Here is a 12,099-nt window from a genome sequence, read left to right on the forward strand (position 1 = left end):
ATATCAAGGGCTTGAGCTGTCAGGCGGTTTGCCGCAAGGCTTGCGCAAACAGATCAGTGGACGTTTTTTCCTACGGATCAGTGTTGTCAAAAGTTTGGAATACCATAATATGGTCCGCAGCTGAGAGGCCGCCTAGATGCGGTTTCCTTACAAAGATAAAAACGACCTTTCGAGCTGAAAACCATGTCCCAACCGTCGTCGCAACACCAGTTTGTCGAGAATCACACGGTCGATTACGTTCCACCTGCCGAGCGCCATGGTAAGGCGCGTGACCTGTTCACCCTCTGGTTCAGCACCAACATCGCGCCACTGCCTATCGTCACCGGCGCCATGGTGGTCCAGGTGTTCCACCTGAACCTGCTGTGGGGGCTGATCGCTATCGTGCTGGGTCATCTGATCGGGGGGGTGGTGATTGCCCTGGCCTCCGCCCAGGGACCTCAGTTGGGCATCCCGCAGATGGTGCAGAGCCGAGGCCAATTCGGTCGCTATGGCGCCTTGCTCATCGTGTTCTTCACCGCGCTGATCTACGTCGGCTTCTTCATTTCCAACATCGTCCTGGCGGGCAAGACCATCCACGGCATCGCCCCGAGTGTGCCGATGCCCGGCGCCATCGTCATCGGCGCCCTGAGTGCCACGGCCATTGGCGTGATCGGCTACCGTTTCATCCATATCCTCAACCGTATCGGTACCTGGGTCATGGGTTCGGCATTGCTGGCCGGCTTCATCATGATGTTCGTGCAGGAACTGCCGGCCGACTTCTTCAGCCGAGGCGCCTTCAATCTGTCCGGCTTCATCGCCACCGTTTCGCTGGGCACCATCTGGCAGATCAGCTTCTCGCCGTACACCTCTGACTATTCGCGCTACCTGCCGCGTGAAGTAGGTATTGCCAAGCCGTTCTGGGCCACCTATTTCGGCGCTACCCTGGGCACCATCCTGTGCTTCAGTTTCGGCGCGGTGGCCGTACTGTGCGTGCCGCAAGGCACCGACGCGATGGACGCGGTGAAACAGGCCACCGGCTGGCTCGGCCCAATTTTGATGGTGCTGTTCCTGCTCAACATCATCAGCCACAACGCGCTTAACCTGTACGGCGCGGTGCTGTCGATCGTCACCGCCATTCAGACTTTCGTGGCGCAGTGGACGCCGAGCATCAAGGTGCGGGTGATCCTCGCTTCGATCATCCTGCTGGGTTGCGGTCTGGTGGCGCTGAACGCTTCGGCGGACTTCATCGGCCAGTTCATCGGCTTGATCCTCGCACTGCTGCTGGTGCTGGTGCCGTGGGCTTCGATCAACCTGATCGACTTCTACCTGATCAAGAAAGGCCAGTACGACATCGCCTCGATCTTCCGTGCCGATGGTGGCATCTATGGGCGCTTCAACCACCACGCGATCATTGCCTACGCCTGCGGCATCCTGGTGCAGTTGCCGTTCGCCAATACGTCGCTGTATGTGGGGCCGTACTCGAATATCGTCGAAGGGGCCGACTTGTCGTGGCTGTTCGGTTTGATCGTGACGGTGCCGCTGTATTACTGCCTGGCAACGCGGGGCAAGGCGGCGGAGAAGGCGGGGCGGGTCGTTGGGGTTGCCGACTGATTGATCGGTGTGGCTGTAGTGGGGCCGCAAAGCGGCCCCAGCTGTTATCCGGTCAGACCTTGAACTGCGCCACCATGCCGTTCAGATCCACCGCCAGGCGCGACAGGTCCTGCGCCGCCGCACTGGTCTGATTGGCGCCCGCCGAGGTCTGCATCGCCAGGTCGCGGATGTTCACCAGGTTGCGGTCCACTTCCCGGGCCACCTGCGCCTGCTCCTCCGAAGCACTGGCGATCACCAGGTTGCGCTGGTTGATCGAGGCGATCGCTTCGGCAATCACTTCCAGTGCCTGGCCGGCACCCTGGGCTATCTCCAACGTGCCGCTCGCACGGCCTTGGCTGCTGTGCATCGCTGTCACCGCTCGTTCGGTTCCGTTCTGAATGCTCGCGATCATCTGCTCGATCTCTGCCGTCGATTGCTGGGTGCGGTGGGCGAGGGCCCGGACCTCATCGGCGACCACCGCGAAGCCTCGGCCGGCCTCACCGGCACGGGCCGCTTCGATGGCCGCATTGAGTGCCAGCAGGTTGGTCTGCCCGGCGATGGAGCCGATGACATCCAGCACCTGACTGATCTCGTTGGCGCTGCTGGCCAGTTGCTCGATCTCGGCGGAGGTGCCGGTCACGTCTTCGACCAACTGCTGGATCGAGGCCAGCGCCTGGTTGACCTGATCGCGACCGTCGCGAGTGCTGTGGTCAGCTCCTTGGGAAGCATCGGCGGTGCTTACCGCGTTGTTCGCCACTTCCTCCACTGCAGCCGTCATCTGGTTGACCGCGGTGGCCGCCTGGTCGATCTCCGCGCTCTGCTGGTGCAGGCCGCGGCTGGTGTCCTCGGTGACCGTATGCAGTTCTTCGGAGGCCGAGGCGAGCTGATCGGAGGAAGCGGCGATCGTGCGAATGGTTTCGCGCAGGTTCGTCTGCATGCGCGCCAGGGCCATCAACAGCAGGGCCGGCTCGTCACGACCTTTGACTTGGATCTGCTCGGTAAGGTCGCCGGTGGCGACGCGTTCGGCCACGGCTACGGCATCGGCCAGTGGCATGACGATGCTGCGGGTCAGCAGGGTGGCAATGGCGACCAGAGCGAGGACGATGACCAGCAGGGCGCCAATGATTACGTTGAATGCCTGATCGGCGACATCGCTGCTGCGCTGGGAGGCGTTCTCCGCTCCTTTGGTGTTGTAGTCGATCAACGCGCTGAGGGCTTTGGTCATGTTGTCGGCGGACTGGCTGAGTGGGCCGCTGATCAGTTGCTCGGCTTCGGAAATGCGGTTGCCGGCGATGTGATCCAGCACCTGTGTCTGCAGTTCGAAATAGCGTAGGTGGGCGGCGGAGAAGGTGTTGAACAGTGCCCGGTCGTCGTCCGCGATGATGGTGCGGTCGTAGTCCTCGAGGCTGGCCGCCAGTTGCAGGTTGATGCCCTTGAGCATCTCCAGGTTGCGCGTGCGTTCGCGACTGTCTTTATCCAATGCTGCGCGCAGGGTGATGGCGCGGGCCCGCCCGAGATTGCTACTGATCTCGCCCAGCGCCACGACGGCGGGCATCCAGGTGACGCGGATTTCGTCGGTGGCCTGGTCCATCTCGTTGGTTTCATGGAGTGCGGTCAGTCCCATGACCAGCACCAATAGGCCCAGCAAGATAAACACGCTGGCTGCACGTGCGCCGATCGTCATATTCCTTAATTGCATCGAATGCTCCTTGGCAGTGACATGCAGGCGCCAAGAGCATGGACGGATCGCCGGTTTCACCGGAGTGAAGCCAGGCTCTCGATGCGCTGCGGATTCAGGGGTGCCTCACCTTCATGATTTTTCTTGAATGATGGCATATTGATATCAGTCGCGGCCAGTAATGACATGTCTAGACAGACTTATCGCGCAAAATGACCGTTGGATGGGCGACCTAGGGAACGTGCGCCGCCCATACGGTGATGTTTGGGGCGCGGCGCGAAGACAAAAGTGGCGCGGAAATTCCGCTCAAGCAGGTGTGAATGAGCGCTCAGTCCCGCCCTTCGTGCTGACGCCGATAGGCCCCCGGCTGCACCCCTATGGCCTTGGCAAACGCCCGGGTGAACGCCGCCACCGACTGATACCCCACCTGCGCGCCGACCTGCTCCACGGTATTGCCCGCCCGCAGCAATTGAGCTGCCTGGCGCATGCGCAGCGCCAGCAGCACCTGTCCTGGCGACTGACCGGCCAGTTCATTGAAGCGCTTGAAGAATGCCGAGCGCGACAGCCCGGTACAGGCCGCCATGCTTTCCAAGGTCCAGGCCTGTCCGGGCTGCTCGATCAACTGCTCCAGCAAACCGGCGAACGCCGGCTGGCGCGCGAGGGCGACCAGGCCACCAAGGGATTGCCCAGCATCGACCTGCTGGCGTAGCGCATACAGAAACAGCAGGTGCGTCAGCCGCTCGAGCAGCGTTTGCGAGGGCGCTGGGGCGCGCTGGCATTCTTCCAGGATCAGCCCGAACAGAGACCGCGCTGCATGTCCCTCCGGCTCGTTGGCACGCAGCAGGATCGAGTCCGCCAGCCCTTCGACGATCAGTGTCGATAATCCCGGACGAAAGTGGAAAAACCCACACACCAGGCCCACGCCGTCGCTTGCGGTCGGCTCAAGCGCTTGCATCACCTGGCGCGGTTGGGCGCAAGCGGCGACCGGGTCTTCATCGCTCGACAACCGATAGCCCCGGTCGCGCAGCAGGAACACCGCATCTCCGGCTTCCAGGCGCACGGGTTCGGCCTGGTCGTCCAGATGCAGCCAGCAATGCCCTTGCACCACCAGGTGAAAGCTCGCCCGGCCCATGCCCTGGGTGCTGGCATGCCAACCGCCGCAGTAGCGGCCGACATGAAACAGGCTGGCGTCGAGCTCGAGGCCTTCTAATAACCAATCGACGAGGTGGCTGGACGAAATCATCTAATGCAAAGACTCAGGAGCAAGGAAAGGCGACTGATGAATATGGAGGGTAATTCTTATAACCAACAGACTGTATGCACACAAACCAAGGAGACCACTCCATGTCCTCGCGCATTACTCTACACACCCTGCAGAGCGCCCCGGAAGCAGCGCGTCCGTTTCTCGAGAACGCGCAGAAGAATTCCGGCTTCATCCCCAATCTGCTCGGCGTACTGGCCAATGCCCCGGCGGCCCTGGAAACCTACGTGACCGTCTCGGCGCTCAACGGCAAGTCCGAGCTGACCCTGGCCGAGCGCGAAGTGGTGCAACTGATCGCCGCCACCAACCACGGTTGCGACTTCTGCGTGGCTGGGCACACCGCCGTGGCCTTGAACAAGGCCAAGCTGCCGCAGGCAGTGGTCGACGCCCTGCGTGCCCGCGGCGAACTGCCGGATGCCCGCTACGAGACCCTGGCCGAGTTCGCCCGCGAAGTCATCGCCACCCGTGGCAATGTCAGCGATGCTACCTACCAGGCGTTCCGTGATGCCGGTTTCACCGAGGGCAACGCGCTGGAAGTGATTCTCGGTGTCAGCCTCGCAACCCTGTGCAACTTTGCTAATGTGTTCGCCCAGACGCCGCTCAACGACGAGCTGAGCAAGTACCGCTGGCAGCCTGAAGCATAAACGGCCCAGGTGCAGGCCAAACCGGCGTTTTCAAAGGAGTAGGGACATGCTTGATTGTGCATTTCGACAATGGCTGGATGCCAATGCCGAGGCAATCGACCAGGGCCAGTGCGATCCGCACCTGGTTCTGGCGCAGATCGCCGAATCGCAATTGCTGCGTATGGGCGTCGATCCGGCCTTGGGCGGCAGTGGCGGCGAAACGAGCGACGCGGTCGAGGCCATCGCCGCTATCGCCAGCCGTTCGATGGCCGCGGCATTCGTCTGCTGGGGCCAGCGGGCTTTCATCGAGTACCTCCTGCAAAGCCCCAACCAGGGCCTGCGTGAGCGTCTGTTGCCGTCCTTGCTGACGGGTGAACTGGCCGGCGCCACCGGCTTGTCCAATGCCATGAAGTTCCTGTCCGGCATCGAAGCGTTGCAGGTGCGCGGCAGGCCTCTGGCCGAGGGCTGGGCCCTGGATGGGCGGCTGCACTGGGTGACCAACCTGCGCAAGAGCGGATTCGTGGTGGCTGCGGCCATCGAGGATGATGACGGTGGCGCGCCCTTCGTGTTAGCCGTGCCGTCCGATGCCCGCGGGCTGGAGCGCTCCGATGACCTGCAACTGATGGGTCTGCAATCGAGCAACACAGCCGCATTGGCTTTCCACCAGGTGGAATTGGCCCGTGACTGGCTGCTGCACGAGAACGCCCGTGAGTTCCTGCCCAAGGTACGCCCGGCATTCCTGGCCCTGCAGTGCGGTATGGCCATCGGTTTGGCCAGGCGTGCACTGGAAGAGGTGCGCCAACATCTCAATGGCCGGGTTTCATTTCTCCAAGAGGCCGGTCAGGTGCTGCAGGAGCGCCTCGAAAACACTGTCCGCGAGCTCAAGCAGGGCCTGCGCGACGGCCGCTTCCAGTCCCAGCCGGCGGCACTGTTCAAGCTGCGCATCACCCTTGCCGAGAGCGCCGCAGACGCCGTGCAACTGGAACTGCAGGCCAGCGGTGGCAAGGCCTATCTCAACCAGTTCGGCGAAGGCTTCGCCCGCCGTTGGCGCGAGTCGGCCTTCGTGCCGATCGTCACCCCGAGTTTGGTACAGCTGCGCGCCGAGCTGCAACGCCAGGCGGTCGTTGCATGAGCAAGCCGTTGCTCGAAGCCAGTGGCATCAGCCTGGGCTACCCCCGCGAGGGGGGCTGGCAGCAGGTGCTGGCACGATTCGACCTGCAACTGGTGGCGGGCGAGGTGGTCACCATCCTCGGCCCCAGTGGCGTCGGCAAGTCCAGTCTGCTGCGCGTGCTGGCCGGCCTGCAACCTCCGCGTGATGGCCGCGTGACCCTGCACGGCGAGCCGTTGCAGGGGCCGCATCCGCGCCTGGCGGTCGCCTTTCAGGACCCTAGCCTGTTGCCCTGGCTGAGCCTGGAAAAGAACGTCGCCTTTGGCCTCGACTTCGCCCGTCAGCCCAAGCTTGCTGCCGCCGAGCGACGTGCCCGCATCGACCACGCGATCGAGGCGGTGGGCCTGGCTCATGCGCGCACCCAGTACCCGGCGCAGTTGTCCGGCGGCATGGCCCAGCGCACCGCGCTGGCCCGTTGCCTGGCACGGCAACCGGAAGTGTTGCTGCTCGACGAACCGTTCGGTGCGTTGGACGAGGTCACCCGTGCTGACATGCAGCAATTGTTGCTGCAGTTGATCGCGACCCACAACACGGCGGCGGTACTGATCACCCATGACATCGACGAGGCGCTGCTGCTGTCCGACCGTGTCCTGCTGCTGGGCAACCAGCCGGCGCATGTGCTGGGCCAGTGGTCGATAGACCTGCCTCAACCCCGCGCGCAGCGAGTCGAAGAACTGGGCGCTTTGCGTATCGACATCCTCAAGACGTTGCGGCGGGCAAGCCGCACAGCCGACCCTTCACCTTCCCCGTTGCCTTTGGAGCCTGTGCATGTGCATGGATGACTGCTGTTCCACTTCTTCGCGCCGCGACTTCCTCAAACTCAGCGCCATGCTTACCGCCGCCGGTGCCTTGCCATTGCTCTCGAGCTTACAGGCGCGCGCCGCCGCCGAGCCGGATGCGCCGGTGCGCATCGGCTATCTGCCGATCACCGACGCCACGCCCTTGCTGGTGGCGCACAACAATGGCCTGTTCGAAGCCGAAGGCATCAAGGCCGAGCGCCCGGTGTTGCTGCGCAGTTGGGCACAAGTGATCGAAGCGTTCATCTCCGGCCAGGTCAACGTGATCCATCTGCTGTCGCCGATGACCGTCTGGGCCCGCTACGGCAGCAAGGTGCCGGCCAAGGTGGTGGCCTGGAACCACGTCGGTGGCTCGGGCCTGACCGTGGCGCCGGACATCCATGAACTCAAGCAGTTGGGTGGCAAGACCGTGGCCATCCCGTTCTGGTATTCGATCCACAACGTGGTGCTGCAGCAGATGCTCAACGACAATGGCCTGACTCCGGTGTCCAGACCGGCCAATGCGCAATTGGCGGCCAACGAGGTCAACCTCTTGGTGTTGCCTCCGTCGGACATGCCTCCGGCCCTGGCCAGCAAGCGCATCGCCGGCTACATCGTCGCCGAACCGTTCAACGCCTTGGCTGAGAACCTCAAGGTCGGCCGCGTGCAGCGCTTTACCGGCGACGTCTGGCGCAACCATGCCTGCTGCGTGGTGTTCATGCACGAGCACGACCTGAACAACCGCCCGGAGTGGTCGCAGAAGGTGGTCAACGCCATCGTCAAGGCCCAGCAGTGGACCCGGGACCACCGCGCCGAGGCCGCCGCATTGCTGTCCAAGGCCGGCCCCAACAGGTACACCCCCCATGAGCCTGGCGTGCTGACCAAGGTCCTGGCGCCAGCCGCCGAAGACCGTGCCAGCTACATCGCCAGCGGGGCCATCCAGCATCAGCAGTGGGACGAGAAGCGCATCGACTTCCAGCCGTATCCGTTCCCCAGCTACACCGAGGAGCTGGTCAAGCGCCTGAAGAACACCTTGATCGAGGGAGACAAGGCATTTCTGGCCGACCTCGATCCTGCGCTCACGGCCCGCGACCTGGTCGACGACCGCTTCGTGCGCAATGCCATCGCCTCGGTCGGCGGCCCGTCGGTGTTCGGCATCGCTGACAATTTCGAGCGCAGCGAGGAGTTCGCGGTCTGATGCGCAAGCATGTCTTACATGCCGGCCTGGGTCTGGCCGGCCTGCTGGGGTTGCTGCTGTTGTGGTGGGCCGGGGTGCATATGTTCGGTGAAGCCGATGGCCTCTCGGCACGCTTCGCGCCCCAGGCGACTTTGGCCAGCCTGGTGGAGTTGCTGGGGCAGGGGGAGGTCTACGGGCATATCTGGGTGAGCCTCAAGCGCATCCTGATCGGCCTGCTGCTGGCGCTGTTGATCGGGGTGCCGTTGGGCTTGCTGGTGGGCAGCTACCGGCACCTGGAGGCGGCGACGACACCAGCGTTCCAGTTTCTGCGGATGATCTCGCCGCTGTCATGGATGCCGGTGGTGGTGATGCTGATGGGGGTGGGCGACCAGCCGATCTACTTCCTGCTGGCCTTCGCCGCGCTGTGGCCGATTCTCCTCAACACCGCCGCGGGCGTGCGTCAGCTCGATCCGCGTTGGCTGCAACTAAGCCGTAGCCTCAGCGCCACGCGTTGGGAAACCCTGTGCAAGGTGATCGTTCCCGGGGTCATCGGCCATGTGCTGACGGGCGTGCGCCTGGCCATCGGTATCCTGTGGATCGTGCTGGTGCCGTGCGAAATGCTCGGCGTCAGCGCAGGGCTCGGTTACTTCATCCTCGATACCCGTGACCGCCTGGCCTATTCGGAGCTGATGGCCATGGTGCTGCTGATCGGCGTGCTGGGTTTCATGCTCGATGCCCTGGCGCGCGGGCTGCATCGACGCTGGGTACACGCTTGAGCCATTGACCGCAGCGTGTCGGACATGCTCTGCTCAATCGCCGGTTCGCCGGCGATTGGGAGCGGGATGCGTCCCACCCACCACGATCATTCAATGGAAACTGAGGGTCCCCATGTCCGAATACACGCTGCATTGCTTCGCTGAATCCGGTAACGCCTACAAGGTCGCCCTTATGCTCGAACTCACTGGCCAGCCTTGGCAGGCGGTGTTCGTCGACTTCTTCCATGGCCAGACCCGAGACCCGAACTGGCGTGAGCAGGTCAACGAGCAGGGCGAAGTCCCGGTGCTGGAGCATGCCGGGCAGACCCTCACCCAGTCGGCGCTGATCCTCGAATACCTGGCCGAGCGCACCGGCCAGTTCGGACCGCGCGACGCCGAGGAGAAGCGCGAGATCTGGCGCTGGATGCTGTTCGACAACCACAAGTTCACCAGCTACTACGCGGCGCTGCGGTTCCTGCTGTGCCTGAAGAAAACCGGGGAAACCGAAGTCACAGGATTTCTGCGTGAGCGCGCCACGGCGGCCTACCGTATCGTCGATGCGCACCTGGCGACCCGACCGTTCATGGTCGGCGACCGCCTGACCATCGCCGACCTGTCGCTGGCGGGCTATGTGTTCATGCCGGAAGACACGGGCATCGCCTTGGCTGAGTTCACCCATATCGAAGCCTGGAAAAAACGTATCCAGGCCGTTCCAGGTTGGAAACACCCCTACGATCTGATGCCACGCACCGCCTCTTGAAGGGCTGAGCGGGCCGTACCGGCGTCGTGGTCAAGCAGCGCCCCGGCGATCACGCTTACGAGTGTGGTCCCGGCCTGGCCGCTGCTACCCCGGCGTATTCGGGCTTCAGGTGGCCCTGATCATCGAGCAGGTAGGCATCCATCACTTCGCGCACCACCGGCCCGGCTACCCGGCCACCGGCTTCGCCATTCTCGATCATCACCGCCACCACCACGCTGGGGTGATCGGCGGGGGCGAAACCGACGAACAAGGCATTGTCGCGGTGCCGTTCGCGGGTCTTGTTGCGGTCGTAGCGTTCACCCTGCTTGATCGCCACCACCTGCGCCGTACCACTCTTGCCGGCAATCCGATACTGGGCCCCGGCAGCGGCGGCGCGGGCGATGCCGCGAGGCGCGTGCATGACCATCTGCATGCCTTCGTTGACCTCGTCCCAGGCGTGCTTGTCATGCAGCACGATGTCCGGCATCGGATGGGGATCGGTCACTGCCTGGCCACCGACGGTCATCGCCAGATGCGGTCGGTGCCACACCCCCTTGCTCGCCAGCAGGCTGGTGGCCTGGGCCAGTTGCAACGGCGTGACCTGCATGTAGCCCTGACCGATGCCGAGGATCAGGGTCTCGCCTGGGTACCAGGCCTGGCGGCGGGTGGCTCGTTTCCACTCGGCCGATGGCATCAACCCGGATGCTTCCTCGAACATGTCCACCGAGATTCTCTGGCCGAGGCCGAACTCGGACAGGTAGTCGTGCAGGCGCTCGATGCCCAGCTTGTGCGCGAGGTCGTAGAAGTAGGTGTCGTTGGAGCGCATGATGGCGGTGTACATGTCCACCCAACCATCGCCGCTGCGGTTCCAGTTGCGGTACTTGTGATCGTAGTTGGGCAGTTCGTAGTAACCCGGGTCGAATACCCGGCTGCCTGGCGTGATCACTCCGCTGTCGAGGCCGGCGATGGCCACCTCCGGCTTCACGGTCGAGCCTGGCGCATAGAGCCCGCGCAGCACGCGGTTGAACAGCGGTCGGTCGATCGAGTCGCGCAGGGCGGCGTACTGCTTGAAGCTGATGCCCTTGACGAACAGGTTGGGGTCGAAGCTGGGATTGCTGACCATCGCCAGCACGTCGCCATTGGCCGGGTCCAACACCACCACCGCGCCACGGCGATCGCCCAGGGCCTTCTCGGCGGCCACCTGCAAGTGGGCGTCCAGGCTCAGCACGATGTCCTTGCCGGGTATCGGATCCTGATGGTTGAGCACACGCATCACCCGTCCCTGAGCGTTGGTCTCGACCTCTTCGTAACCGACGTGGCCGTGCAACTGGCTTTCGTAGAAGCGCTCGATGCCGGTCTTGCCGATGGACTGGGTGCCGCGGTACTCGGTGCTGTCGAGGGTTTGCGCTTCCTTTTCGTTGATGCGCCCGACATAACCGACCGAGTGGGCGAAATGCTCGGCCAGCGGATATTCGCGAATGAATTGCGGCTCCACGTCCAGGCCCGGCAAGCGGAATTGGTTCACCGCCACCAGGGCGATCTGTTCTTCGCTCAGGCCGACCATCAGGGTCACCGGCTCGAAGGGCTTACGGCCACGGCGGAGGTCCTTGTCGAATTGCTTGCGCTCGTCCTCGCCCAGGCCCAGAACCTCGACCAAGGTATCGAGGACCTGGGCCGAGTTGCCGGCGCGCTCGCGGGTCATGGTCAGGTCGAAACTGGGTTTGTTGTCGGCCAGCACCACGCCGTTGCGGTCGTAGATCAGACCGCGCTCGGGGGCGATGGGTAGCACGTGCACGCGATTGTTTTCCGATACCGCACTCTGCTGATCGTGCTGCACCACCTGCAGCACGTAAAGGCGGCCTATCAGCACCGCGATCAGGCTGAAAACCAGGGCGCAGCAGGCCAGCAGCCGGCGGTTGACCAGGTGCTTCTCTTTTTCGTGGTCCTTCAGAGGAATGGGTTGCGGCATGGGAACTCGGTGATTATCGGTTGGGCACGGGCGTTGCCCAGCGATCGGACCGCGCAGCGGCCCAGGGCCGGCGATGCTACGCAAGCCGCTCGCCACCCTCAAGGCAGGTCATCGGCCGACGCCGGCTGCGGATGGCGCGATCACCCGTTGGCTGGGGCTCAGCGGGAACATGAAGATTTGTTCATGGCCGTGCGCGACTTGCGCGCACGAATCTGATCCCTGCGCTACCGTGTAGGGGCGCAGCGGGGGCGTTGGAGCGCCCGATTGCACTGTGCCACTATTGTGCATTCGCGGAGCGGAGCCGGCAGCCTTGACATCCTCCCCGCCCTAAAGGACGGGAATTCCTACAGGTAGACGGCCATGCCCGACCGCGAGAATGTTCCT

At 63.6% G+C, this 12,099-nt stretch carries 10 protein-coding genes; 7 read left to right on the forward strand and 3 right to left on the reverse strand.

Translation table 11 applies throughout. From position 1 onward, the window contains the following. Window positions 1-183 precede the first annotated feature (183 nt). On the forward strand, window positions 184-1,590 hold the full coding sequence (locus KY379_RS21050; protein WP_133327019.1) for a purine-cytosine permease family protein: 1,407 nt from the start codon (window positions 184-186) through the stop codon (window positions 1,588-1,590). Window positions 1,591-1,642: 52 nt separating this feature from the next. Here the strand turns inward: KY379_RS21050 and KY379_RS21055 are convergent, their stop codons facing one another. After that, window positions 1,643-3,268 carry a methyl-accepting chemotaxis protein gene (locus KY379_RS21055; protein ID WP_261241365.1) on the reverse strand — a complete coding sequence of 542 codons (1,626 nt, stop codon included), beginning with the start codon at window positions 3,266-3,268 and terminating at the stop codon, window positions 1,643-1,645. A 307-nt stretch (window positions 3,269-3,575) separates the two neighbouring features. Then, window positions 3,576-4,490, reverse strand: coding sequence for an AraC family transcriptional regulator (locus tag KY379_RS21060; RefSeq protein WP_261241364.1), 915 nt, complete (start codon window positions 4,488-4,490; stop codon window positions 3,576-3,578). 101 nt (window positions 4,491-4,591) lie between these two features. On the opposite strand from KY379_RS21060, the gene KY379_RS21065 reads away from it, so the two are divergent. The 6 genes from KY379_RS21065 to KY379_RS21090 all read left to right on the forward strand — a co-directional run bounded on the left by KY379_RS21065 (window position 4,592) and on the right by KY379_RS21090 (window position 9,767). After that, the gene (locus KY379_RS21065) at window positions 4,592-5,152 is read left to right on the forward strand and encodes a carboxymuconolactone decarboxylase family protein (protein ID WP_133327013.1); all 561 of its coding nucleotides are present in this window, start codon (window positions 4,592-4,594) and stop codon (window positions 5,150-5,152) included. A 46-nt stretch (window positions 5,153-5,198) separates the two neighbouring features. Further along, window positions 5,199-6,263, forward strand: a complete 1,065-nt coding sequence (locus KY379_RS21070) for an acyl-CoA dehydrogenase family protein (protein ID WP_133327011.1) — start codon at window positions 5,199-5,201, stop codon at window positions 6,261-6,263. Then, window positions 6,260-7,081, forward strand: coding sequence for an ABC transporter ATP-binding protein (locus tag KY379_RS21075; protein ID WP_133327009.1), 822 nt, complete (start codon window positions 6,260-6,262; stop codon window positions 7,079-7,081). The genes KY379_RS21070 and KY379_RS21075 overlap by 4 nt, the downstream gene beginning before the upstream one ends. After that, window positions 7,068-8,273, forward strand: coding sequence for an ABC transporter substrate-binding protein (locus tag KY379_RS21080; RefSeq protein WP_133327007.1), 1,206 nt, complete (start codon window positions 7,068-7,070; stop codon window positions 8,271-8,273). Before KY379_RS21075 ends, KY379_RS21080 begins: the two co-directional genes overlap by 14 nt. Beyond that, complete coding sequence (locus KY379_RS21085; protein ID WP_133327005.1) at window positions 8,273-9,028, forward strand: ABC transporter permease; 756 nt, start codon at window positions 8,273-8,275, stop codon at window positions 9,026-9,028. Before KY379_RS21080 ends, KY379_RS21085 begins: the two co-directional genes overlap by 1 nt. 112 nt (window positions 9,029-9,140) lie before the next feature. Further along, window positions 9,141-9,767 carry a glutathione S-transferase family protein gene (locus KY379_RS21090; RefSeq protein WP_261241361.1) on the forward strand — a complete coding sequence of 209 codons (627 nt, stop codon included), beginning with the start codon at window positions 9,141-9,143 and terminating at the stop codon, window positions 9,765-9,767. Window positions 9,768-9,822: 55 nt separating this feature from the next. Here the strand turns inward: KY379_RS21090 and mrdA are convergent, their stop codons facing one another. Next, complete coding sequence (gene mrdA, locus KY379_RS21095) at window positions 9,823-11,715, reverse strand: penicillin-binding protein 2 (protein ID WP_261241359.1); 1,893 nt, start codon at window positions 11,713-11,715, stop codon at window positions 9,823-9,825. Between the last annotated feature and the right edge of the window lie 384 nt (window positions 11,716-12,099).

It is taken from the genome of Pseudomonas sp. HD6422 (assembly GCF_025377065.1).
Taxonomy (GTDB): domain Bacteria; phylum Pseudomonadota; class Gammaproteobacteria; order Pseudomonadales; family Pseudomonadaceae; genus Aquipseudomonas; species Aquipseudomonas putida_U.